The sequence below is a fragment of the Candidatus Nitrosocosmicus sp. R genome (assembly GCF_054408505.1).
The window spans coordinates 1,319,867-1,344,625 of the sequence record NZ_CP167090.1; the positions used below are offsets into that span (position 1 = coordinate 1,319,867).

Annotated in this window: 23 protein-coding genes; 7 read left to right on the plus strand and 16 right to left on the minus strand. The window is 34.5% G+C overall.

Annotated features, from left to right (window positions below):
* Positions 1–255 precede the first annotated feature (255 nt).
* From AAGU22_RS06875 to AAGU22_RS06890, 4 genes are all read left to right on the plus strand, one after another.
* Positions 256–636 (plus strand): translation initiation factor IF-5A, encoded by a 381-nt coding sequence (locus AAGU22_RS06875; RefSeq protein ID WP_458721761.1) that lies wholly within the window; start codon positions 256–258, stop codon positions 634–636.
* 228 nt (positions 637–864) lie between these two features.
* Complete coding sequence (locus AAGU22_RS06880) at positions 865–2,091, plus strand: site-2 protease family protein (RefSeq protein WP_458721450.1); 1,227 nt, start codon at positions 865–867, stop codon at positions 2,089–2,091.
* A 392-nt stretch (positions 2,092–2,483) separates the two neighbouring features.
* Positions 2,484–3,374 (plus strand): class I SAM-dependent methyltransferase, encoded by an 891-nt coding sequence (locus tag AAGU22_RS06885; protein ID WP_458721451.1) that lies wholly within the window; start codon positions 2,484–2,486, stop codon positions 3,372–3,374.
* Positions 3,375–3,487: 113 nt separating this feature from the next.
* The gene (locus AAGU22_RS06890) at positions 3,488–4,489 is read left to right on the plus strand and encodes an LbetaH domain-containing protein (RefSeq protein WP_458721452.1); all 1,002 of its coding nucleotides are present in this window, start codon (positions 3,488–3,490) and stop codon (positions 4,487–4,489) included.
* Positions 4,490–4,525: 36 nt separating this feature from the next.
* Here AAGU22_RS06890 and AAGU22_RS06895 read toward each other — a convergent pair whose 3' ends face one another.
* From AAGU22_RS06895 to AAGU22_RS06905, 3 genes are all read right to left on the minus strand, one after another.
* On the minus strand, positions 4,526–5,014 hold the full coding sequence (locus AAGU22_RS06895) for a hypothetical protein (protein ID WP_458721453.1): 489 nt from the start codon (positions 5,012–5,014) through the stop codon (positions 4,526–4,528).
* Positions 5,015–5,103: 89 nt separating this feature from the next.
* On the minus strand, positions 5,104–6,525 hold the full coding sequence (gene cysS / locus AAGU22_RS06900) for a cysteine--tRNA ligase (protein ID WP_458721454.1): 1,422 nt from the start codon (positions 6,523–6,525) through the stop codon (positions 5,104–5,106).
* 25 nt (positions 6,526–6,550) lie between these two features.
* Positions 6,551–6,856 (minus strand): Rieske (2Fe-2S) protein, encoded by a 306-nt coding sequence (locus AAGU22_RS06905; RefSeq protein ID WP_458721456.1) that lies wholly within the window; start codon positions 6,854–6,856, stop codon positions 6,551–6,553.
* 109 nt (positions 6,857–6,965) lie between these two features.
* On the opposite strand from AAGU22_RS06905, the gene metG reads away from it, so the two are divergent.
* Positions 6,966–8,792 carry a methionine--tRNA ligase gene (gene metG / locus AAGU22_RS06910; RefSeq protein WP_458721457.1) on the plus strand — a complete coding sequence of 609 codons (1,827 nt, stop codon included), beginning with the start codon at positions 6,966–6,968 and terminating at the stop codon, positions 8,790–8,792.
* A gap of 50 nt (positions 8,793–8,842) precedes the next feature.
* Entirely contained in the window at positions 8,843–9,388 is a 546-nt protein-coding gene (locus AAGU22_RS06915) for a nicotinamide-nucleotide adenylyltransferase (protein WP_458721458.1), read from the plus strand.
* Positions 9,389–9,873: 485 nt separating this feature from the next.
* On the opposite strand, the gene egtD is transcribed toward AAGU22_RS06915, so the two are convergent.
* The 3 genes from egtD to cofG all read right to left on the minus strand — a co-directional run bounded on the left by egtD (position 9,874) and on the right by cofG (position 13,424).
* Positions 9,874–10,848 carry an L-histidine N(alpha)-methyltransferase gene (gene egtD, locus AAGU22_RS06920; RefSeq protein WP_458721459.1) on the minus strand — a complete coding sequence of 325 codons (975 nt, stop codon included), beginning with the start codon at positions 10,846–10,848 and terminating at the stop codon, positions 9,874–9,876.
* Between the two features lie 109 nt (positions 10,849–10,957).
* Positions 10,958–12,205: a 5-amino-6-(D-ribitylamino)uracil--L-tyrosine 4-hydroxyphenyl transferase CofH gene (gene cofH / locus AAGU22_RS06925; RefSeq protein WP_458721460.1), complete on the minus strand. Its 1,248-nt coding sequence runs from the start codon at positions 12,203–12,205 to the stop codon at positions 10,958–10,960.
* A complete protein-coding gene (gene cofG, locus AAGU22_RS06930; protein ID WP_458721461.1) occupies positions 12,195–13,424 on the minus strand; it encodes a 7,8-didemethyl-8-hydroxy-5-deazariboflavin synthase CofG in 1,230 nt (409 codons plus the stop codon). The genes cofH and cofG overlap by 11 nt, the downstream gene beginning before the upstream one ends.
* 156 nt (positions 13,425–13,580) lie before the next feature.
* Between cofG and AAGU22_RS06935 the strand changes: the two genes are divergently transcribed.
* Entirely contained in the window at positions 13,581–14,033 is a 453-nt protein-coding gene (locus AAGU22_RS06935) for a cobalamin B12-binding domain-containing protein (RefSeq protein ID WP_458721462.1), read from the plus strand.
* A 33-nt stretch (positions 14,034–14,066) separates the two neighbouring features.
* On the opposite strand, the gene ilvC is transcribed toward AAGU22_RS06935, so the two are convergent.
* The 10 genes from ilvC to tatC form a co-directional block, all read right to left on the minus strand.
* Positions 14,067–15,071, minus strand: coding sequence for a ketol-acid reductoisomerase (ilvC, locus tag AAGU22_RS06940; RefSeq protein WP_458721463.1), 1,005 nt, complete (start codon positions 15,069–15,071; stop codon positions 14,067–14,069).
* A gap of 62 nt (positions 15,072–15,133) precedes the next feature.
* Positions 15,134–16,093: a prephenate dehydrogenase/arogenate dehydrogenase family protein gene (locus AAGU22_RS06945; protein WP_458721464.1), complete on the minus strand. Its 960-nt coding sequence runs from the start codon at positions 16,091–16,093 to the stop codon at positions 15,134–15,136.
* Positions 16,094–16,141: 48 nt separating this feature from the next.
* Positions 16,142–17,656, minus strand: coding sequence for an aminotransferase class I/II-fold pyridoxal phosphate-dependent enzyme (locus tag AAGU22_RS06950; RefSeq protein WP_458721465.1), 1,515 nt, complete (start codon positions 17,654–17,656; stop codon positions 16,142–16,144).
* A 10-nt stretch (positions 17,657–17,666) separates the two neighbouring features.
* A complete protein-coding gene (gene aroC, locus AAGU22_RS06955; RefSeq protein WP_458721466.1) occupies positions 17,667–18,776 on the minus strand; it encodes a chorismate synthase in 1,110 nt (369 codons plus the stop codon).
* Between the two features lie 101 nt (positions 18,777–18,877).
* Positions 18,878–20,356: a 3-phosphoshikimate 1-carboxyvinyltransferase gene (locus tag AAGU22_RS06960; protein ID WP_458721467.1), complete on the minus strand. Its 1,479-nt coding sequence runs from the start codon at positions 20,354–20,356 to the stop codon at positions 18,878–18,880.
* Positions 20,357–20,863: 507 nt separating this feature from the next.
* Positions 20,864–21,037, minus strand: a complete 174-nt coding sequence (locus AAGU22_RS06965; protein ID WP_458721468.1) for a hypothetical protein — start codon at positions 21,035–21,037, stop codon at positions 20,864–20,866.
* Positions 21,030–21,710 (minus strand): shikimate kinase, encoded by a 681-nt coding sequence (locus AAGU22_RS06970; protein WP_458721469.1) that lies wholly within the window; start codon positions 21,708–21,710, stop codon positions 21,030–21,032. The genes AAGU22_RS06965 and AAGU22_RS06970 overlap by 8 nt, the downstream gene beginning before the upstream one ends.
* A 1-nt stretch (position 21,711) precedes the next feature.
* Positions 21,712–22,608 carry a shikimate dehydrogenase gene (locus AAGU22_RS06975; RefSeq protein WP_458721470.1) on the minus strand — a complete coding sequence of 299 codons (897 nt, stop codon included), beginning with the start codon at positions 22,606–22,608 and terminating at the stop codon, positions 21,712–21,714.
* 534 nt (positions 22,609–23,142) lie between these two features.
* Positions 23,143–23,865: a type I 3-dehydroquinate dehydratase gene (gene aroD, locus AAGU22_RS06980; RefSeq protein WP_458721471.1), complete on the minus strand. Its 723-nt coding sequence runs from the start codon at positions 23,863–23,865 to the stop codon at positions 23,143–23,145.
* An 82-nt stretch (positions 23,866–23,947) separates the two neighbouring features.
* Positions 23,948–24,736, minus strand: coding sequence for a twin-arginine translocase subunit TatC (tatC, locus tag AAGU22_RS06985; RefSeq protein WP_458721472.1), 789 nt, complete (start codon positions 24,734–24,736; stop codon positions 23,948–23,950).
* Positions 24,737–24,759 lie beyond the last annotated feature (23 nt).

Below are 24,759 nucleotides of genomic sequence, written 5' to 3' on the forward strand. Positions count from 1 at the left end.
CTTTTATAATGATGTAAAAATCTGAGAACCAATAATTGCTTTGATTTTACAGACAACTTTGAAAGATGAAAGGAATGGTTCGAATGGGAAGATTCCAATATAAACTAGATTTATTATCACCTAATCTCACAATATCGATCATATGACTATCAAATCACAATATCATAAAGAAAATCCAAAGGACAACAAGCATATGATCATAACTGTTAAATATGCATTTCAAGTCAATTTTTCTGATTATTATTGAGTAAGCCTATGGACCTTGGTAGTTTGAAGGTTGGTTCTTATATCATCATAGACGGAGAACCTTGTAGAATTGTTTCTTATGATCATAGTAAGCCAGGTAAACATGGTTCCGCAAAAGCAAGAGTGGCAGCAATGGGTGTTTTCGACGGTTCAAGGCACAGTTTAGTTGCTCCGGTTTCGGCAAATGTTGAAGTTCCACTTATAGACAAGAGGAGTGGACAACTCATCTCGGTGGCTGGTCAAGTATTGCAGATTATGGATCTTGAAACATTCGAAGTTTTTGAAACTTCTGCTATTGAGGATGAAATTAGAGATAAACTCAACCAAGGCGGCGAAGTTGAGTATTGGAAAGTATTGGAACGGATAAAGATTGTCCGAGTAAAAGGATAATACATATACTGTATAAATCTAATTAGGTGCCGCATTCAATTCTATTCTTCCGTCTGAAGTAAGAATATTATCTTGTAGGCGTAAAAGTAAATCATTTGATCAGTCCAAAAAGGTCAAAATATGGCAAGCCTTTATTAAATTGGGTATTCATCTAACTCGAGTATTATGAAAAACATCATAAAGTATGTTATGATGCATTTAAATAATAATAATGTTCACATTACTTAATTGGAACAGCAATCAAAAATAAAGTTTGATCTTCATTTACCACTTATATTAATTCATACACCGTACGGATTAAAATTCTTTGATAAGGTTTCACAGACGAGTGCTGCAAGGTTTTATGCAAAATTCAATACTTATTTAATGCCACTTATAACAATTATGGCTTTATTTCTAATAATAGGCTCGGTTGCTGCCCTATTTTCTAGCGAAACAATAAGAGAAGGAGCTCGTGGAGTAGGTCCTCAGGCCAATTTGTTAATACCTGGTCTCAACCCTTATTTGCCAATATGGGAAGGGTGGGTGGCTTTGGTAGTTACTATCATAGTTCATGAGGCTGGCCATGGAATAATTGCTAGAGTGTATGGTGTTAAGGTTGAATCTACCGGACTAGTATTGTTTTTAGGGATACCGATTGGGGCATTTGTGAATATTGAAAGAGACGAACTTAATAGGATTTCAACTAAGCAGAAAAGTTCCATATTGACTGCAGGCCCTATGACAAATATAGTATTTGCTGCTATCTCTTTATTTGTTATACTTTTGATAACTTCCACTTTGGTAATAACTAAGCCTATGGATCCAGCATCCTATGGGGTAGTAATAACAAATGTAAATCAAGGTTCTCTCGCTGAATCTATAGGCCTTGATAAGGGGACTACAATACAACAAATTCAGAACAACCCGATTCGAAATCCGGTGGAACTAAATGATAACTTAAACGCCAATTTAGGAAAATTAGTTACGATCGGAATTGCAGATGAAAATGGAGTGAAATCAACTAAGCAGGCAACTCTCCCCCCACAAAGGGAGCCTGGAAAGGGAATCTTAGGAGTATCCATCACACCAGTAGCGGACCCAAAAGAGGTATTGGATCGATACAATTCAATGATTTATACATCACCATTAGGTTTGCTTGCTCCACCGACATTTGTACAAGGTATGGTACCTTATTCTGACTTTATGGCCGACAAATACACATCTCCCATATTTGGTTCATATTACACTATACCTGCTAGCCTATTTTTCTGGCTTTGGTTCATAAATTTCAACGTAGCAATTTTTAACGCATTGCCAATTGGCCCTCTGGATGGAGGTCAGCTATATAATACATTGATAGATAAGAAAACTCAAAACAAAAAGGGAATTATTAAACATGCATCGAAAATACTAACATACGGAATGGTATTGATTGTGGTCCTCTCCATCGCACTACCTTACATATTGAAATAAAGAGAAACTATCATTTGATTGAACGACTGTATGAATTATTAGTCAAATTGGAATTGATCAATAATTCAAAGGTCATGAGATCAAACTTAATTTATTTTATGATTTCTTTTTTCTTAAAGGAATGATTAATTTCTTAACATACCTTGTAGATTTCGCATTATCGCTTTTTCTGGATGCTGCTAATATAGCATACTCATATCTGCAGGCAACTAACTGTTATGAATAGGATATTTCACTTGGGTAATTTATGCAGATTTAGACAAACATCTATAATAGAATGCAAAAAAATAAGATCATTGAAAACTTCCCTTTTAAATTTTAAATTTTTTTTTTGTATTAATCATGTCGAAAAAAAATATCCCTTGTATTTACAAAGTTATATAATCGATCCTTTGGATGAGAATGAGTGCTTTGAAGGATTCCTTATATGTCCAGAGTGTAAAAAAAAATTTCCCATAATAAATGGAATTGCAATAATAATGAGCGATATCGTAAAATATGCCTCAAAACGAGTATCAACTTTTGGTAAATGGTTTTCAAATGCTAAAAGCGCAGAGATGAAGATTTTTTTAAAAAATTTATCGTTGGATATCGACAAAAATCATCAAAAAGAAGACCGATATGAGGAAGACGGTTTATATTTTCAGAGTTATAAATGGCTTCACAATGAAAATTTTGAAAGTGATAAATTTCTCCTTCTTATGAGATGGAAAATAAAACCATCTGACGTTTATCGAAAACTGACTTCAAATATTCCTTTCAATCCTGAGGGAATTGCCTTAGACTTAGGATGTGCCCTAGGATTATCCACGATGGAATTAGCAAAAAAATTTTCATTTGTCTTTGGAATAGATTCATCATTTTCTTTCATTCGGGAAGCAAAGAAAAAGACTAAAGAACAAGGAGTAACCAATATGGAGTTCATAGTATCCGATATTTTGGATTTACCTTTCAGAAATCAAATCTTTGATCTGATTTTTGGGTTGAATATTGTCGAGTTCATGCCTGTTGACGACCTCTTGCCCAAGATACATCATCTCTTAAAGCCGCATTCTCTGTTTATTACAACCACGCCTTACGATTACAATCGAGAGATAGTTTACAATAGAAATATGAATGACGAGATATTGCGTTCAACCTTGGAAAAAAAAGGTTTCGAAGTTACCCCCAGGACAAAGAAAGAGGCATTTATTCCGTGGATTCTAAAAGTTAATGAGAGGACTTACTTGTTTTACTTCCTTGATCTCATTGAAGCAAGAAAAATATCGAAACATAAGTATTAAATTTATATCAAATTCTTCCGTATCAGTTAACTGCTATTATTTCCGCAGTAAAAACTTATAAAACTTGTTCCAAAATCTAATTATATTAATTTACAAAAGAGATAGCAGGTATAATGAAAATAGTATTTTTGCAATCCTCATCCACTTCCTATTCATTCTTAGATTATAACGAAAGTGAAGTTGATAGTTCTATCCCATCAAATTGTTCTTTATACCTTTTTGGAAGAGCACTGATCACAAGGAACGTAGAATTAATTAATTCTTTGTATGATTTAGAAACTGTATTCGTTCCCAAAAAACTAAATTTTATTTCAAGCATCATAAAAACTACCACAGATATACCAGTAAAGGAAATTGATGAAAATACTTACGGTAAGTTAATAAAAAGGGAATTAAGTGTTCCTAATGAATTCGAAGTCACGGAGAAAAACAACAATGGAAACTCCAACAATCATATTCAACAAAATACACTCATTACAAACAACAACTTGTTGTTTCTCCCATGTAATACAGTCATAGGAAAGAGGTCTACTAGAAAAAGTATTGAATATTACAAATTTCAGTACCCGTGGGAATTTTTAGATATTATACAGGAACTCCTAAAAAACGAGGTAACATTTTCCATTATTTCCAATAAAGCAACAATCGCAAAAACTGCGATTATTGAAGGTCCATGTATCATAGAAGACAATGTTGTAATAGATGATTTCGCAAAGATTAAGGGACCGTCTTATATCGGTAATGGTAGCTTTATCGGCATGGGATCGTTAATCCGCAATAGTATGCTTGATTACAATACAAATATTGGCTTTAATTGTGAAATCGGTAAGACTTACTTTGCAGGTAATGCAAAAATTTCCCATCATAATGTAATTTTGGATAGTATAGTAGGAAAGAACGTTTGGTTTGGCGGTTACTCAGGAACTGCGAACGTTTTACTTACCAGAAAAAATGTCCAGTACAGAATCAATAACGAATTAATAGATACGGGGAGAAATCATTTTGGTGCAGTAATTTCTAATAATAGTTCTATAGGGGCATCAGTAATAATCCTCCCTGGTCGCAAGATCCCACCAGATTCGATTATACCGGCTGGGACTATTTTTTCAAAATAGTTGTTTTATTTAGATGATGTAAAATATCTTTTTTTATCATGATGTTTTGTTTGTTACTTCTTTGAATGATTTGAAAGACATTGCCTCATCCTTTAGTGATTCAGATAGAAAATTAGTGGAAATTTCATTTAGAGATTCATTACCGGTTAATAAATAATCCTTAAAGTATTGGTAACTCTTGATTTCGTTATTATATGAGCTTACCAGACTGTTTTTTGCGGCCTCAAAGGCTGCGGGCGATTCCGTTTGATTAAATTCATTCATCTGTTTAGTAAAATTTGTCAAGTAGGTATTGGTCAATTCGGCCATCGTTTTATTTGATACCGTCCCCAATTGCCAAAGAGCTATTTCATCTTGAAAAGCCCTGGTTAGATTCGCAGAACTTTGGGTGAAGGTGGCAAAATAGTTTGCATAGTCATTCTGGGTAGTTTGAACTGATGCCACATTTACATAGAATAACAAAATAATAGCGACTGAGGATAAAGAAATCAAGAATATAGTCTTTATTCTATTGGATTTGTTCATACAATCAAATAGAATAACTTAGTTAAAAATTCTTGCGCAAAAGTCTTCTATTCTAATGCATTCTAATCAAATTTGAAAATTTCAAATCCTTATTTTTGGACATCAATTGATCGCTTCTTCCACAAAGTAAATCCCTTATGATCTATCAGCTCGATATTAAATCTATCTGCAAGTTTTAATCTTATTTTATCAGATTCCTTATAGTTTTTCTCAGAGCGGAACATGTTTCTTTTGTATATCTGCTCCTCTATCTCTTCAAACTCCTGCTTAGATACATGCGAGACTTTTAATCCAATTACAAACATGAATTTTTTTAACAAGCCAAAGGTCTTTGTTAAGAATTCAATATTTACCGGAGTATCAATAGATAAAAAATTATTGATCCTTGTAATGAATTTCAAAAATACAGTCAATGCATTTGCAAAATTCAAATCATTATTGAGATGTTCTTCAAACAAAGTTAGATATTTTGTCAGCTCTTCTAACAGCGGTTGCTGAATGGAATCAGAATTCTCATAAATGAATGAGTTTCTGGTTCGGTATTCTAGTTCATAATAGGCATTAGAAATTTGGCTCCATTTACGTATTGATTCATCAATTATATCCTTTGTATAATCTAGCGGTTTTGTATAATGAGAAGAAAGGCAAAAAAGCCTAATTACATTTGGACCAACTTCCTTTAATAATTCTGAAATCTTGATCATATTTCCAATAGATTTCGACATTTTTTCAGAGTTAATAGTTACCATCCCGACATGCATCCATAATTTCGAGAATTCGGTTTCGAATAATCCCTCAGACTGTGCAATTTCATTTTCGTGATGAGGAAAAACTAGATCCTGGCCTCCTCCGTGTATATCAATATTTGCTCCTAGATATTTTGAAGCCATGACTGAACACTCAATGTGCCATCCTGGCCTTCCATTTCCCCACGGACTGGCCCAGGTTGGTTTCACGGAACTAAATTTCCACATGGCAAAGTCTCGCGGGTCGTCTTTATTCTCATCAACTTCAATTCTAGCACCAGAAATTATTGAACCTAGGTCCTTTTTGGACAGCTTGCCATATCCTAGGTAGGACCTAACCCTAAAGTAAATTCCATTTAATCCCAAATAAGCTTTATTTTTCTCAATTAGTTTGCTAATAAAGTCAATAATGTCTGGGATATGCTCTGTTACTCTGGGGTATGATGTGGCTCTCAATACGTTTAGGGCGTCAAAATCTCTAAAGTAACTCTCTGTATATACTCGAGAAATATATTCAGCATCCGTATGTTCACTGATAGCCCTAGCTATTATCTTATCATCTATATCAGTAAAATTTTGTATGAATATCACCTTAACACCTTGAATTTCTAAGTACCGTCTTAATACATCGAAAACTATTATGGTCCTTGCATGCCCGATATGGCAGTCATCATAAACGGTGACACCGCACAAGTAAATTTTAATTACTTTATCGATTGTATTAATTTCTTCCAATTGGTTTGTTAATGTATTACTTAATTTCATTTCTAAAAAGAATCTTGTAAAAAAATTAAACGTCTAGATAAATTTCATTTTTTCTAATCTGAACGGGGAATGTGGTCAACTTAACACCCTCCATATAATCTAGTAACTCACCGGTTCTAATATTGTAATGCCAAAAGTGCAAAGGACACTCGACAATTTCACCATTAACTTTTCCAGGTGCCAAAGAACCATCCTGATGTCTGCAAAGTGCTTCGATGGCGTAATACTTGCTTTTTGATACAAATAGAGCTATTCTTTGCCCATTAATGTTAAGTTCCTTACCACTGCCTTCTTGAATGTCGTCTTTACTGGCTACCTTAATCCATGTCATCTAACAATGCATAATACTTTATTAAAAATAATAAATGTTTTTTTAATTTATTTGATTCATATACAGTTAAATTAAATTCAACAACTAAAAGTATACAAGTTAGGCGCAAATGAACAGTCTGTCCGAAAACACAAAGCATACCTCGATTACTACTCGTCCAGATTCTTATACTTCACATATTAAAACATCAGAAAATCATAACGAGATAGCAGTGAATGAAAAATACAAAGGGCCAAAGATTTTGATAGAAAAGGATCTTGTAGTCACATCCGCCTTGCCTTATGCGAATGGCCAAATTCATTTGGGACATATTGCATCGACTTATTTGCCAGCCGATATTTTCACTAGATTCGTTAGATTGACTGGTAGTAAGGTTTACCACATATGTGCTACTGATGATTACGGAACTCCTATTCTTATAAAATCCGAGAAGGAGCGAAAAACACCTGAAGAGTATGTGAGAGAATGGAATGAGAGGGATAAAAAAGATTTTGATTCTATTGACATTAATTTTGATCATTTTTCAAAAACTAGCTCCCCTCAAAACTTAAAGTTCGTGCAGGACGTTTTCATGGACCTATATAAAAATAATCACATAAAAGAGGAGATTGTAGTTCAGTTGTTTTGCACATTTGATAACAAATACTTGCCCGATAGGTACGTAATAGGTAGATGCCCCTTCTGTAACTCAGATAACCAATATTCTGATCTTTGCGAATCGTGTGGTAGAGTCCCTGAACATATACTGGACCCCAAGTGTGTTCTGTGTGGAAGGCCCCCTGTAAAGAAAGAGAGTCTCCATTATTTTTTTCGATTATCCAATTTTGAGGAAGCTCTTAGAATTTGGCTTTCCAATAATAAGAATTTACAAGAAGACGTAGTAAAATATGTCTTGAACTGGATAAATACAGGATTGCAAGATTGGGATATCACGAGAGATTTGTCTTGGGGGGTACCCATACCAAAGATTCATGGAGTTCCAAATTACGAAGATAAAGTATTTTATGGGTGGTTTGACAACCATTTGTGTTACATTTCATCTTTTAATAGTTTTGCTGAGACCGTACTTAAGAAAGACGGTAGGAAACTTTGGAACGATTCTGAAATCATTCATTTTATTGGGAAAGATATAATCTATCACCATTACCTCTTTCTCCCCGCGATCAGGCTTGGGATCAAGAGCGAATATAAATTACCTGATAGGATAGTTACAAGAGGTCATTTACTATTCCAAAACAGAAAGTTATCGAAGAGTAAGAATTGGTCGATAACATTGGGAGGATTCACCAAGTCATTTAACCCCGATTATCTTAGATTTTATTTTTCTACAATTATCCCATATTCACAATCAGACATTAATTTTGATTGGGATAGCTTTTATGAAAAAATTAATAATGAACTTATTTCAAATATAGGGAACTTTATCAACCGGACACTCTCCTTTACTCAGAAGCAATTTGCTGGAAAGATCCCAGCAGGAACGAATTTGGATAGCCTAGACAAACAGGCATTGTTTGAGATCAAGCAAATCGCATATGCTGTAGGCGAATTGATTTTTGGAAACGAAATAGATAAGGCCATGAAGAGGATTTTGCAGTTTAGTACATTTTTTAATCAGTATTTCCAGTCTAAAGAACCTTGGAAATCACATCATGATTCTAATAACACCATTTGGATATCTGCCAATGCAGTGAGATCACTTGCAATATTGTTGTTTCCGTTTATTCCCACATCCGCTCAGAAAATCTGGAAACAATTAGGAATTATCGAAAATTTAACGACCCAAGACTGGTATTCAGCATCTGAATTGAGACTTGTTCAAGGACACAATATCGATAACAATATAATTCCGATTTTTAGGAAGATTGAAAAAGCCGAAATTGAAAATCAAAAGGCTGAGTTTTTAGATACTAAATCAACAAATACTGAACCTTGATAAGAATATTATATATTGTTTGTTTTCTAGAGTAATGTGAAGACAAGCTTATGGCAGCCGTAATGATAGGGCGATATCAACCATTCCATTTAGGACATTTGGAACTAGTCCGTCAAGTATTGGATGAAAATGATGAAATAATTATCCTAATAGGAAGCTCGCAGGCTAATTTCACTCTAAAGAACCCCTTCACTGCTGGAGAAAGGATATGGATGATTAGAGATAGCCTCATAGAATCAAAAATTAACTTGTCAAGAGTATTCCTGATTAATGTTACCGATGATGAAAACAATGTGAAATGGTTTAGCAATATTAAATCAGTGAGTCCACCGTTTAATGTTCTTTATACTGGAAACGATTTTGTCAGAACTTTGCTTAAAAGAGAAACCATAATCATAAAAAAACCAAAATTAATTGAAGGAAATTTATTAAAAGGTTCAGTTATTCGGAAATTGATTCTTGAGGACAATACTAAATGGCAAGAGTTGGTCTCCAAATCGGTAATAAAAATCTTTAAAGAAATTGATGCAGTAGAGCGAATTAGAAATATTTATCATACTTGGATGGATTCTCCTTTCTCTGAACCGAAGAAATAAGAAGAATGAATTATCATTAAGGTTATATCTGTTCCCATCATTTCTTCACTTAAATACATAATCAAAAAACAGGACCGTTTCGAGACACCGTCTAATGTAATACATGACTAGATATATTTATTTGAAAAGATTTTAGATTGTTCGATACTTCCGAAGAAAGGCTGAGGAGATTATTACATAACAATATCTAATTGCCTTGTTTCTGAAATGAAAGATAACCCTTATTATCATTAAGGTGATATGGACATAAAATCGGATAGGAACCATAGTTGTCTTAGACAGTAACTTTGCACTTATAATTTTGTTAATTATGATACTTTTTCAGGGAATGGATCAACCGATTGCGATGAATTTACTAGATTCCTAATCGTCTTTCATAGCTATTATTTCTATCCTCTTTGATTTTAGTCGATCCTTAGGGCTGATGCTTATCTAATTATTCTTATAGTCTATGAATTAAATTATGACTAAAAGAATAGGAAAAATCAACACGGTTTTAGCATAACGAGATTGAACCAATTGTTGTTATCAGAGAAAATCTTCTCAAGCGAAAAGCCCGATCTAATCACTAATTCTTGTATTTTCTCCTCACTATATTTGTATGAGCTTTCGGTGTGAATAGTTTCATCCTGAGATATCTGAAATACTCTTTCAGATCCCGATATTCTAACTTCTTGATCCGATCTAGATTTGAGATGCATTTCGATACGATCCTTTTTCTTATTAAAAAACGCATAATGCACATATTCGTGAAGATCAAAATTACATCCCAGCTCTCTATTCATCCGGGTTAACAAATTCAAATTAAATTGAGCAGTGAATCCTGCTTTGTCATTATAAGCGCGTTCAATAAGTAATTCATCTTTTATCATATCGAAACCAACAAGAAGAAAGTCCTTATCATTCATATTAATTCGAACTGCTTTTAAAAAGTCCCTAGCTTCATCAATTTCAAAATTTCCTATACTAGATCCAAAGAAAACTATTAGTCTAGAAAATGAATCAAATTTAAAATTATTCTCAAATAAGATATTATTACAATCTTTGATACCATTTATATAATCATTTGGAATCCCTTTGACCATTATATTCTGATTCCGTGTTTCCAAATCAGTCACTACAGAATCCAAAAAATTGAAGGAAATATCAATTGGAAAGTAATATAATTTATCTTGTCTTTTCAATATTGAGTTGAACAAATGTTTAGTCTTTTTTGAACTACCACTTCCCATCTCGATTAGGATAATCTCTTTTGGAATATCTTGTAAGATCTTGGTAGAATATTCTTCTAGTATACTGTTTTCAGTTCTAGTTGGATAATACTCAGGTTGAACGGTTATTTGTTCAAACAAGAAGGAACCTTTAATATCATATAAATATTTAGAAGGTATTGATTTCTGAACGGGATTAGACAGTCCTTTCAAGATATCGGTTCTAAATTCTTCGTTGTTAACATCCAAATGCAAATTTTACTTTATGTTTAGGACTAAGATATAAATATTTTTGTTATCATCGACTATAATACAAACGGATCCGGACTTTAGCATATGTCTCATTTCCATCCCATCGCTAACTTTTTTTAAACCTAAAGCTACTCAATTTGATCAATTCATTATATGATCCGAATCTCTCAGGGTTGATCTTGTCTAAAGAATTTTCTGACTCGATTTCCTCATTAGTCTTGAAATCTTTGATAATTTCATATTTTGATGTTCTCTGTGCTGGTATCTTGCCTGCCGCTTTGATGATCTTACGCATATCCACTGGCCTCATAAATTGTCCATACTGCGATCCTGCAGAAGTTGATATACTCTCATTAATTAAACAACCACCAAGGTCATTTGCCCCAGCACCAAGCAATATTTGGGATAATTTTGGTCCCTCCTTAACCCATGATACCTGAAGATTATTAATGAAATTATTGAAGAAAATTCGTGAGATCGCATGTATTTTCAAAATTTCTAGACCGTCAGCACCGGGCCTTATATCTTTGACTAAATGATGAGTTGACATCGGAGCATCATAATGGACATAACTTAAAGGAACAAATTCTGTGAATTTACCGGTTTTTTTTTGAATATTTCTTATTATCTCTAAATGAGTAACAATATCTCTATTACTCTCAATATGGCCATACATTATTGTGGAAGTGGTTGGGATGTCCAAATTATGTGCGGTAGAAATTATGTCAATCCATTGTTCTATATTGATTCGGCCTGGAGAAATCTTGTTCCGTACCTCTTTTACAAGAATCTCAGCAGAGGTCCCAGGTAAGCTCCCGAGACCTGCCTCCTTTAACATCTTTAAATAATCATGAATTTTAGTGTTAGACAATGTAGATCCATACAAAATTTCCTCTGGCGAGAAAGCATGAATGTGAATCTCAGGCAATTCCTTCTTTATTGCTTTGCATATATTGACGTAAAAGAACCCATCCATTTTAGGGGGCAATCCAGCCTGGATACATATTTCAGTGGCTCCAAACTGCCACGCTTCTTTAGCCCTCCTTACTATCTCTTCAATAGGTAAAAGATAACCCTCTTCCACTCTAAAATCTCTGCTAAACGCGCAAAAGCCACATTGCTTTATGCAAACATTTGTAAAGTTAATATTTCTGTTTATCACGTAGGTCACAATTTCGCCTTTTACCCGCCTTCTTAGCTCGTCAGCAACCAAAGTTATTACTGACAAACTTGGTCCTGTGGCTTCGAAAAGCTTTAAAGCATCGACTGATGAGATTTCTTTCCCATCTAAAGCCCTCCCAAGAATCGAAGAGATTTCCGAATCGATATTTCTAAAAACATTCTCAAGATTCATTATTAATATACTCCTCTCTGACCAAGCCGTATTTATCTATCAATGGTTCTATATAGTCTTTAAGGTCTTTGTGCACGAATTTCCTTGACAACGCCGAATTAATTATATATTTTGGATACACCGGCAAGCGTGCCCTCAATGTAAATCCTTTTTCTCTTGTTACTGCATTAATATTTTCAATGGTCGGCCAGGGTGATTCTGGATTGACGTGATCTGGTGTAATCGGTGAGATGCCTCCCCAATCATTGATTCCAGAATCAATGTAATTTGAATATACATTAGGGCTTAGGTTCGGTGGGACCTGAAGACTAATATCTTCCAAAATTATTCGTGCTGCTGCGATGCATCTTAAAAAGTAAGGATATGAAGGAGATTTTGCATATTCCATTAGTGTCCCCTTCTTTGGTAAAAAATTTTGCATAATTACCTCTTGAATGTGACCAAATTTCCTATTTATATTCTTTATTAGTAACAAAGATTCAACTATTTCATTGAAACTTTCATCTATACCGATTAAGAGTCCTGTAGTAATTGGAAAATTAAACTCACCAGCTGAAATTAGGGATTTTAATCTCACTTTGGGATTTTTGCTTGGAGCTTTTTCATGAGCCTTCCCTTTATCAGTCAATCGTTCGCTCGAAGTCTCTAGCATCATACCCAAACTTGCATTACTAGATTTTAACATGGACATTTCTTTCTTAGTCAGGCTTCCAGCATTCGTATGAGGTAACATTCCAGTTTGTGAGATTATTTTCTCACTTAAATCTGCCAACAACTCGGATAGATTCCGATGTCCAAGTAACGCAAGCCACCTCTTGGCCTCTTTATATTTAATCTCTGGCCTCTCACCGGTTACGATCAATGCCTCCGTGCATCTTGCCTTTTTTCCAAGTTCAGCAATTGCAATTGCTTGAGACGGACTAAGCATTACAGCATCCATGTTTGTTGGTTCTTTTTTGTACGTACAATATGAGCATGAATCTTTACACAGATTTATTAAATTGATAAAAACCTTTCTTGAATATGTGATAAATTTGCTACCTGTCCTATTACGAAGAAATGTGGCAAAAAGGTTAAGATCTTTTATCTCAGCATTAATTAGTAAATCCTTAAGATCATGACTGTCAACCGATTTTTTTTCAATTATCTTATAAATGATTTCGTTGGAATCGAATTTTTTCGATAAATATTGATAGTTTTGGATTCCATTTACAGTCATTTATTTTTAATGAATTACATAATGAATCTATACATTAAAGCCTTACTATGATAAAATTCACGCTGATATTTCTACTAAATAATAACCTACAGCATCAAAAATCGTACAACATGGATATAAAATATTTTAAGCTCGGGATATATGTTATTATGGTATATGACCACTTCGTTGATAAAGGAGAGCTCAGAGAAGGATAATTCAAAAAACCTGTCTCAAAAGAAAATCAGGATTTTGGTTACAAAGTTGGGTTTGGATGGTCACGATCGAGGGGCTTTGGTTATTTGTAGAGCCCTCAGGGATTCTGGGATGGAGGTAATTTATTCCGGATTATTCTGTACACCCGAACAAGTTGTAAAAACTGCGATTGAAGAGGATGTGGATGTTATTGCAATGAGTTTACTTAACGGCGCTCACTTAACACTATTCCCTAAAGTGTCTCGATTGCTAAGAGAACAAAACGTTCACGACATATTATTGGTGGGAGGAGGAGTAATACCTGAATCAGATAAGACCCAATTGGAGAAGGCAGGTATTACAGGGAATTTTGGACCAGGCACATCCCTTGAAAAAATTATTGAACATATTAAAAAAAATGTAAAAAGGAATTGATTTATTTGTAATTCATTTGATGAGCTTAGACTGTTACTCCACCTTTTCTTGCGGCCACATCATCCTCCTTAGGTCCTTCCCTACTCTTTCAATTTCATGGTTCTCCAACTCCTTCAGCATCATGCTAAAGGCCGATTTTTTATCCTTTTTGTAGTTGCTAACCCATTCATTTGCAAATTGTCCTGATTGAATCTCTGATAATACATCTTTCATTTTTGATTTTGAGTCTCCGTCAATGACACGTTTACCCCTAGTAAGCCCACCATATCTTGCCGTTTCACTAACTCTATTGTACATGCCAGTAATCCCATACTTTTGAATTAAATCTACAATTAATTTTAGTTCATGCAAGCATTCGAAATAGGCTATTTCTGGCTGGTAACCTGCTTCTACTAGTGTTTCAAATGACTTGAGGATCATCTGATGGACCCCGCCGCACAGATCTACTTGTTCTCCAAACCAATCCGTTTCTACTTCTTCTTTAAATGTGGTTTCTAAAACTCCTGGCTTTGTGCTCCCAATTGATTTAGCTAAAGCAAGTGTTTTTTCCCAAGCTTTTTTTGTATAATCTTGATGCACAGCAACGAGTGAGGGTGTCCCAAACCCATCTAAATACAATTCGCGTACTCTTTGACCTGGTCCTTTTGGTGCAACCATTATGACATCAATATTTTTAGGAGGATCGATCCATTTCCAATGTATAGCCGCGCCATGTGAAAAACTGATCGTCTTGTTTTCTGTCAAATGGGGAGCGATTTCGCTCTTAAAAGTTTCCTCTTGTTCCATATCTGGAATTAATATATGAATAACATCGGATTCTTTGACCGCATCACTAACGCTTTTTACGTTGTGATTATCATTTTGAGCTTTTGCCCATGTATTCCCGTTTGGGCGTAACCCAACACAAACATTCAGACCTGAATCTTTCATATTAGAAGCCTGTGCTGCGCCTTGAATCCCGTAACCAATGACTGCGATCTTTAGATTTTTTAATGGATCCAAAGAGACTTCATTGTCAAGCCATCTCCTTATTGTCATGATTTAAAATGAAAATGAAATCATATATGTTCTTATTGATCCAACTTTATCCGTTAAATAATTTAATTATTTAAAAACCGGTAAAGCAAATCATAAGAATAACTAATATCGATTTGATTCTTGATATTTTTTTTTGTATTAATAACAAGGTTTTGTAAGTATTTCTCGTCTTTTTGTTCTACTTTCTTTGCCACCCTGTCGTAAATCTTACCGTACTTCTTAATTAGTTCGATTGATTTGTCGCTTCCTAGAAATAGATTCAAGAAAAGTGGTGCGTCGTCCGTTAATATACTCTCACTCAGTAACGATTGAATTCTATAAGAGCTACCCGATAATTGCTTTAATAATTTTAACAAATCTTTTTCGTTTTTCAGTGTCTTGTTAGTTGAAATTTCAATCAAAAGTTTTGAGAAAACAAGATTAATAAAGTAAATTAAACTAATAAGGACAGCGACGAGAATATCGTGCTTTTCTGGTGTATCAATCAAGAACTTTTTGAATTTTGGAAATAACCTACGCAAGATTCTTGATTCTCTGCTGATACCAGATAAACTAAGTGGCACATGCATTATTATGTTCTTTGAAGAACTAACTTGAGCCCCTGGTCCAAACATTGGATGGATACAAAGAAATTTTAAAGAGCTGTATTTTTGTGAGGTGTTTGATATATAATCATAAATTGGATTTTTTACAGAGGATATTTCAATGGTGGTTGTTCCTGGTCTAAACTTTATCGTATATGTATCAAGGATCTTAAGTGTTTCCTTTATAGGAGTGCACAAAATGATAATGTTTGAATCTTCAACAAATTTTGTGATACTTTTGGAAGTATACACATTCAGGTCTTTTGAGATATCAATGTATTCAACCTTGTTGGGATCAACTAGAAAGATCTTTTCTACCTTGATCGTTTTTTTGATTAAGTCTCGATCTTCAGATTGCTCCTTACGTAAATTAATAAAATAATCAAAAAACCATTTTCCCATTCTCCCGGCAGCTCCAACTATCAAAATGTTTGACATTTTAGTTTTTTCAGTTCAAAAAGGACATTATAGCCGATACAGTAGTAGTTAGAGTTTATTAACCAAATCACGAATAATTTCCAAACCTTCGATCATTTTCTTTTCCTCTAAACAAGTTGACAATCTTACGTAATCAGAATAATTTGATCCGAATCCACTTCCTGGTGCAACTGCTACTCCATGATTTAATAATCGCTCTACTAGTTTCAAGTCAGTTAACTTCAATTCACTGTTGATTTTTGCAAAGACATACATTGCTCCCTCAGGAAGTGTGAATTCGAATGGTAATTTTTTCAAATATTTACACATTAATTCTAATCGCCTTTTCATTATCTTGTTATTTTCCTCGGGATCAGAATCCAGCGCTTGTAATGCGCATAATTGCATTGGTTCTGCTACCGAGGTTAGAGCCAATGCCTGTATTTTTATGAGCTTGTTTATCAACATGTTATCTCTAGAATATACAAAACCGACCCTAAATCCAGTCATTGCAAAAGTTTTTGAAAACGAACCAACAAGTATTGATTTATCGTAGTCAAAATTTACAACGCTGCGATAAGGTTCATAAGCATAATTAGAATAAACTTCATCACTGAGTAAATAAATTTCTTTTTTGCGAGCTACGTCTATTATATTGTTGTAGGATTTTTTACTCAGGATTTTGCCTGTTGGATTATTAGGATAATTTAAGCAAATTATTTTTGTATTGATATTAATTTGACTTTCTATTTCAGAAATATCGGGCTCCCAGTTTTGTTCCAAATTAGTCTTTACTACTCTATTTTTAACACCCAGGTAATTTGCACAATCATGACAAGCCGGCCAAGCCGGCTCAATTGTAATTATTTCATCACCTGGTCTCAACAATGCAGAAAATGTACAAAATATCCCGAACCTGCCTCCCGGTGTAACAATTATCTTGTCATGACTCACTGGTTCGAAAATATCAAAACCGTTTTTTGCTGAAAAACTAGAAATATGTTTTGACAAACCTGTCCGCAAATCTTTGATACCAGCAGTCTGCGTATAATGAAACTTGCGCATTTCATAAATCTTAGTTAATTCATCCTTAACTTCTAAGGGAGGTAGAAAATCAGGTTCTCCTACCTCCATGTGAATTATTCTATGTCCTTGTAATTCTAGATTTTTTGCTGCATTAAATACATCTAAGTGAGACTTAATTTCAAATTTGCGAACCTTATTTTGATCCTTCAAATGTGGTGACTGGGCGAATTGAACCTGAGAATTGGTTATAGGATTATTTTTTTCTTGTCCAACCTTTATTTTACTTTTTTCCAAATTCTGGATTCTGATTGATTCGTTAATTAACATGTTAACAATTCTTCCAGAAAATTCTGGATCTAAATTTAAACATTTTGAGTTGCTAAACAAATAACTCTTGATCCCTAATTCCACTTTATCGTCGATAATGTCAAGATCCAAATTGGTTTTTATCGTCCCGATTTTCCTTGCAATTTCCATCCTTTGATTGACAAGCTCCATAATCTGGTTCGTAATTTCTTTCATGTCATTTCTTAAGATATTAACTTCTTCTATCGACATTTTCGAATCCCTATTGTATTACTCTTGGTATCAGATTAGATTTAAAGCAACAATCTAGCAATATGATGGCAGCGATGCTATCTACTACGGGAGGAGCTCTTGGAACTACGCACGGATCATGTCTACCTGTTACAATCAACTGAGATTCAGTCATATCCTTCAAATCCACAGTATTTTGGGGTCGTGATATAGAGGCAGCTGGTTTGAATGCAACCCTAAATACAATTGGCATCCCATCAGTAATTCCACCTAATATTCCTCCAGATTTGTTAGTTTTTGTAATAATGCTACCGGTGGATTTATCTACCACAAATGAATCATTGTTTTCGGAACCTTTCATCGTTGAACCTCGAAATCCAGATCCAAATTCAAGTCCTTTTACAGCTGGAATGCTAAAAATACCTCTTGATATCTCCGACTCTATCGACTCAAAAATCGGCTCTCCTAATCCTACTGGCACACCTCGTACTATGCATTCATTTATGCCTCCTAATGAATCGCCCTCTCTTCTAGCAGACAATATCAAATCCTTCATTCTCCCAGCTGCTTCTTGATCAGGACAACGTACATCGTTCAAATATCTATTTTTAGAGAGTGAATCAAAGGGTATTTCAGCAGATTCCATAGTTATATCCCCAATTGATTTGGTGTAGCTGATTATTTCAATATTTAGAGATTCCTTTAATATTTTCAAGGCTACTGCCCCGCCCATCACAATAGTCGCGGTCAATCTTCCTGAAAATCGTCCGCTTCCCCTGAAGTCATTAAAGCCACCATATTTCATGTAACCCGTATAGTCAGCATGACCAGGTCTAGGTTTTGACATGAATTCATCATATGATCGAGAATCAGAATCCCTGTTCCAAATAATCATGCAAATGGGAGCACCAGTCGTGAACCCTTTAAAGACACCCGAAAGTATTTCAACTGCATCAGTTTCTTTTCTTTGAGTGGTAATGATTGATTGCCCAGGCTTCCTTAAATCGAGTAACGGCTGAACATCTGCTTCCGATAGACGTAGGCCTGCTGGACAACCATCTATAATAGCTCCTATGCATTTGCCATGACTTTCACCAAAACTTGACACAGTAAAGTAATTTCCAAGCGTATTTGAAGGCATGAATAAATTTTTAGTTGTAATTCTGATATATTATTATTTTTAATATTTATCCTGCTGCTGATAAATCATTCTTTTTCACCGACAAAGCATACTCGATAATTTCAAGTTAATACATACTCAATTTGAGCTCCAATTCCCTTTAACTCACTGATAAAATTTGGAAAAGAAACATCAACTGAATCTGCACCATCAATAATCGAGTGCTCCGTAGATAGACTAGCAATCGTAAACGCCATAAAAAGTCGGTGATCGTCAAAAGAATTGATTGCTGCATTTCTCAATTTATCTGGGGGGCGAACAGTGATTGAATCGTTATCTTCCTTTATGTGAGCTCCAAATTTAGTTAGTTGAGATGAAATATTAGAAACCCTGTCAGTTTCTTTATATCTTGCATGCGAAACACCAGTTATTGTTGTTTTATTCTTAGCTTTTAGTGATAGAATTGCTACTACCGGGAGTAAATCAGGCGTCCCAACTAAATTAAAATTCCCTCCATCCAGTTTGGTCGACCCATCTATTTTAACGACTCCTTTGTTCCTATGGACCTCAATTCTGCCTCCCATTTCTTTGATAATGTTGATTATTTCCATATCTCCCTGTGGCATTGTAAAGTCCAAATTCTTAATCATCATCACACCTTCTGACATTATGGCCGCGGACATTAACAATGCAGCAGTCGAAAAATCCCCTGGTACCCGAATAGTTTGGGATTTATAGTCATTTTCGACAGGCAGTTTATATTCCTCAGAAATTGTTTTGGCTACTTTGGATACATTTGAATCCCCTAAGTCACCAACTAAATGACTTGAGAATAATCCATTTGATGAATTCTCCACTTTGACTCCAAATTTTTTCATTATAAATATAGTTGAATCTATATATGGTTTGGAAACTTGGTTGCCTAACACTTGGATGGTAATTGGTGTTTGAGAATATATGCCAGAAAGAAGTATTGATGATATGAATTGGCTAGAAATTTCTCCATTAATCTGAGTAGTACCTCCTTTCATACCACCACCCTTCACAACAATCGGAGGAAAGTAGTTTCGATTTGTGGAAAAACAATTGACCCCCAGCTGATTTAACGCTTTGATTAGATCTCCCATGGGTCGTTTTCGAAGACTCTTATCACCTGTCAAAACGCTATAGCCGTCATTTACCAATGAGCACATCGAAGTAGCTATTCTAATTGTTGTACCGGAATTGTCTGCGAATAATATATCATCTGGTGTTCTAAAACCTCTTCTACCTCCATTACTTTCCACTATGAGATCCTGTGTACTGGTCTGATTACCCCCTCCCCTGTTTAAGCCACTATGGGGACTTGCAGGATAATTAGCGAGCCTATCGATATTAGAATCCACACGATCATTAGAATTTTTATCCAAAGAGTTGAAGCTTACTCCTAGCATTTTAGCACATTCTATCGATGCAAGGGTGTCTCGGGAAACTAATACATTCTCTATGTGGGACCTACCGGAGGCAAGGCTCGATATCAATATTGCTCGGTGACTATAACTTTTACTTGGAGGACAAATAACCTCACCGGATAATTGAGATTTTTTTACTTTTATTTCCACCTAAATGACCTGCTATCTTATTCACAGAAAATTAATATCAATATTGCTATTGTTAATGGCCTAGCTCATACATTCCCTAGATTATTATGGATATATTGAAACCTTGACCATTTTAAATAATATGCCAGGGTGGGTTTACTTCCAGTTATCGAGGATCTGGTAGTAATGATTCAACTTGTTTGCATATAACACGGAGTTTGAATTCTGATTTAATCAAATAATCTATCCTCTAATTCCTATCTTTTAGAAAGCAATGAGTTGAATAATCCTCTAATTTATTCTTAAGAAGATGTGCTAAAGAATATCTCATTTGCTTGCCTGTCTGGTTGTTTTCTACATACAAATTCAACTCAATTAGGTTCATATAATTTTACTTTCCTTTGCTGTAGTAATACCACCAGTATATATGGTTAGTTTATTGAATCGGCTGTACTTGCAATCTGCCAAATAGGCCATTCAGCACAACCAAGACCTCGAACCTAGATCTAAATACAATATCAAATATTATTATTCAACTGTCGCTTTGGTGTTGTTGACTTTTGCTAAGATTATTTTTCCATCAAATTTTTCCATCGAATTCACTAAATTTTCAACATTATCCTTGTACAATATCGCAGCAATCGCTGGTCCATTTCCCGAATGACTAATGCCTAAACAGTGGTTTTCGAAGGCATTAATCATTGGTGCGTAATTGTTGTATAGTACCTGAGTTTACTAGGACACCGTTGAGATTCATTGCTTTCCAATAATCTCCTTTCAGGGCCAGTCTAAAGGCGTGGTTGAACAAGTCTTTATGAATTCTTAACTTAGGAACTTCACCTCTCGCAACGCCTGCAGGTAGATAAATAACCACAGCAAGATCGTTATTTACCACGTCCCTTTTTATTATTTTCTTATAATGATTATCAGTTAAGATTACCCCACCATAGTAACAAGCACATGCATCGTCAAATGCCCCAGTCATGCTCACCTTTGCCCATAAAGACGAATTGACTGCGGTGCTTAATACAGCTCTGTCATAGATCTGATCATCCAATAACTTGTAACATGCAAGGGATATAGCATTTGAGACCGCACTAGAGCTCTTCAGGCCCCAACCAGCAGGTATTTCAGAAACAAGGTTGATTGATATAAAATGATTTTTTATGATGCTAGCTGGTAGTATACTCCTGATAATTTTATTTGCCAGTTTATCATTTACAAAATTTCTGGATATACCATGATGTCCTTCCTCAAGTGATATTTTTACCCTGACTTTTTGCGAAATACCAAATGTACAGCCCTTTCCTGTTGCAATGGCATTTACAATAGATACGGCACCAAACATAGTAACAGAGGCAGAAGAATTTTTCATCTTAATTTGGTTCACCAAATATACCAAGTAATGCCTTTCTCATAACTTCCCTTGGTGCATTCACTCCTGTCCATATTTCAAATGATTTATAACCTTGGTTTAGTAACATTTCGTATCCAAATATTACCTTTGCATTGGCGCTCTTTGCACACTCCAATAAATCAGTCATAATTGGTTTGTAAATTATGTCAAAAACTATTGATCCATTACCCACAGATTCTGAGCTTAATAGACTTTTTTCATTTTTAAGACCTACTGAAGTAGTGTTAATAATCAATTCACAATGCGAGGAAATTTCAGATAGTTTTTTATCATCTGAATACTCCATGGGAATACAACTTAATCCCAAGGTGCTGCCCAATTCAATGACTTTTGACAGTTTTTGTTGATCTCTATTCACAATATATACTGACTTTATGCCTTTTTTTCTGGATAACCCCACTAGTGCAGCCCTACTTGATCCTCCCGCTCCAAGAATTAAGATTTCTGCACCTTCAAAATTTGATAATCTTTCTTCTATGGGGGCCATTAATCCGTAAATATCTGTGTTGTAGCCCACAAAAATTCCATCTTCGTTTTTGACAGTATTGACTGCACCAGCCAGTGAAGCATCATCACTTAACTTGTCAATATATTTTATGATTTCTACCTTGTGTGGAATGGTGACGTTGAACCCGGCTACATTAATATCGCGTAATGATTCCACCGATTCTTTCAATTCGTTTACTTTTACCTTAAACGCAATATATGAATAATTTAGATTCAGATACTTAAACGCAGCATTATGCATTAATGGGGACAATGAATGTTCCACTGGATCTCCTATAATACAAAAAGTCTTTGAAGATTTATCTACGGCTACTTGCCGATTAGATGTATCCACTCTAGGACTACTCATGACTCTAATCAGAATAGTTTTTAAAGCATATTTATTCTAAAGCAAAATATCTTAATCATCTTTTCACTCTATTAATTCTTGCAGAACTTTTTTTAGTCATTTTTCAATTTAACATATCTTGTATGCTCTTCTTAGCACCATTAAATGAAATGATTAATTTAATTAGGAATTTTAATTTGCTATTTTGAGCTATAAAAGAGCGTTAGCAGGTGGCAATAACCAGCAATTTTATTTTTGTATTATACGTTGGACAAGGCGTAATTCTTTTGATCGATTATTTTCTTTCTACATCAAGAAAATCTAAAGCATCATCAGAATGATATTTATTCTCTAATGCTTTTTTGAAAAATTAAGTTTTTGATTTCTCTTGATTCTAATTTGTTGCGGTAATTCAAGTGCTAATGAAACCATTTATGAAAACTATAACTGGTTGTAGAACGATATCCATAACTTGCATTTTGCAAGTTAAAAACATGTAAAATGGAAAAATAGGAAATTAATAAAAGAAAATTTCTAATATACCATTATTCTTTATCAATCCAGTTTATTTTTAAACAAATCATAAATTGATTTCATTTGGTTTACTGACAATTGACCTGGGGCCAAGGCAGTGCCAATGGACGCATACGTAAAGGGGGCATCCCCGACTATAGTGCAAAAAATTCTACTTAATACTCCCATTTCACCCATTGCGAAAGCGATCAATTTAACATGAGTATCAATTGATTGATAAATACTTAAAATCTTGATCGAGTCGTCTATGGATGTTGCGGTAGTAACTATTTTTACAAATGGGCTGTAAATATGCATATTTTTTACTTGTTCTAAAAGGTGATCAATTTCAGGAGTATAAGAAAAATTATGCCAACTTACTAGAATTCTAGTATTTTCATTTTCAACCAGATCAGCAATAGAGTCGTTACTTGAAATTAATTTGTATTCTATATCTACAAAGAGTGGTTTTCTATGGATAAATTTGTATATTATTTCAGCTCTTTTTTTAGTATCATTAGAAAATTTCCCACCTTCATTCTCTGGTCTGATTGTATAAATGCATTTGTCCTGATATGTTGACAAAATATCTAGATAATGATCTAAGTTTTCGAAACTACTAAGGTAATCAAATCGGCACTCAATTATATCTGCTCCCTTCTTTAATGCCTCATTTATTTTATTTACGGTTAAAGTCAAATCTTTGCTGTCATCAAAGTCCTTCGTAACAGGGATCGATGCACATAATTTTCTATTGATAGACAAGTTTAGATAATTAATGAACTAGCATGATAACTTTATGTCTTTCTCAGTAATCACATATTTTAGATAAGGCTTGAAGTATCTCTTATTTGTAAATCTCTTTTAATCTTATTATTGCTATCCCAATTAGATAAAGAGCCAGCATTGGTCCTGTGATACACCACATCGTTATTCCACTACCATCAGGAGTAATTACCGCACCAAAGATGATCATTATCAGCAATGCATACTTAAGATTCTTTATCCAAAATTTTAAACTTACAAGACCACTTGCTGATAGGATAAACATAACCAGAGGTAATTGAAAGGAGATCCCAAATGCTATAAAAAACTGTAGGACAAAATTAATGAAATCCGAGATGTTTAGAAATGTAAGGACACCAATTGTTTGTCCATATTCATACAAGAAAGTTAGAGTGATTGGAATGGCCAAATAAAAAGAGAAAGCCATTCCGCTTATGAAAAGAACTGATGTCGGTAGTAGATATATCAAGAAGGCTTTTTCCCTACTTTTAAAAGACATCGCAGGGCTGATGAATCCAAAAACTTCTCTAACAATCAAAGGGATTGAACAAGATACTGAAATAAGAATTGCAACATAGATTTGCGCGTAAAGGGCTTGTCCTGGCGCTGTTTGAATCAAATCGACACCGTTCGGGATCAGGTTGTTGCTTAGGAATAAAGTCACCTGACTTGCGATATTATTATAGACCGTCGGGACTATGAAATAAAAGGAATAATTATTCACAGTCACCAAGTGAATGCCAAAAACTGTACATGTAATCATTATTGCTATTGTAATAATTAAGATCCTTAGAAATCGATTTCGTAGTTCTTTTACATGATCAATGAACAGCATATCGCCATGTGCCATTTACCTTAGACTATTGTACAAAA

Coding starts and splice junctions, on each gene's coding strand:
- AAGU22_RS06945 (WP_458721464.1), bottom strand. CDS start 16,093: ATGTCAAACATTTTGATAGTTGGAGCTGCCGGGAGAATGGGAAAATGG.
- AAGU22_RS06915 (WP_458721458.1), top strand. CDS start 8,843: ATGGCAGCCGTAATGATAGGGCGATATCAACCATTCCATTTAGGACAT.
- AAGU22_RS06895 (WP_458721453.1), bottom strand. CDS start 5,014: ATGAACAAATCCAATAGAATAAAGACTATATTCTTGATTTCTTTATCC.
- tatC (WP_458721472.1), bottom strand. CDS start 24,736: ATGGCACATGGCGATATGCTGTTCATTGATCATGTAAAAGAACTACGA.
- ilvC (WP_458721463.1), bottom strand. CDS start 15,071: ATGACAATAAGGAGATGGCTTGACAATGAAGTCTCTTTGGATCCATTA.
- cysS (WP_458721454.1), bottom strand. CDS start 6,525: ATGAAATTAAGTAATACATTAACAAACCAATTGGAAGAAATTAATACA.
- AAGU22_RS06935 (WP_458721462.1), top strand. CDS start 13,581: ATGACCACTTCGTTGATAAAGGAGAGCTCAGAGAAGGATAATTCAAAA.
- AAGU22_RS06965 (WP_458721468.1), bottom strand. CDS start 21,037: ATGATTAATGCCTTCGAAAACCACTGTTTAGGCATTAGTCATTCGGGA.
- metG (WP_458721457.1), top strand. CDS start 6,966: ATGAACAGTCTGTCCGAAAACACAAAGCATACCTCGATTACTACTCGT.
- AAGU22_RS06975 (WP_458721470.1), bottom strand. CDS start 22,608: ATGAGTAGTCCTAGAGTGGATACATCTAATCGGCAAGTAGCCGTAGAT.
- cofH (WP_458721460.1), bottom strand. CDS start 12,205: ATGAATCTTGAGAATGTTTTTAGAAATATCGATTCGGAAATCTCTTCG.
- AAGU22_RS06890 (WP_458721452.1), top strand. CDS start 3,488: ATGAAAATAGTATTTTTGCAATCCTCATCCACTTCCTATTCATTCTTA.
- cofG (WP_458721461.1), bottom strand. CDS start 13,424: ATGACTGTAAATGGAATCCAAAACTATCAATATTTATCGAAAAAATTC.
- aroC (WP_458721466.1), bottom strand. CDS start 18,776: ATGCCTTCAAATACGCTTGGAAATTACTTTACTGTGTCAAGTTTTGGT.
- AAGU22_RS06970 (WP_458721469.1), bottom strand. CDS start 21,710: ATGAAAAATTCTTCTGCCTCTGTTACTATGTTTGGTGCCGTATCTATT.
- AAGU22_RS06875 (WP_458721761.1), top strand. CDS start 256: ATGGACCTTGGTAGTTTGAAGGTTGGTTCTTATATCATCATAGACGGA.
- AAGU22_RS06905 (WP_458721456.1), bottom strand. CDS start 6,856: ATGACATGGATTAAGGTAGCCAGTAAAGACGACATTCAAGAAGGCAGT.
- AAGU22_RS06950 (WP_458721465.1), bottom strand. CDS start 17,656: ATGTCGATAGAAGAAGTTAATATCTTAAGAAATGACATGAAAGAAATT.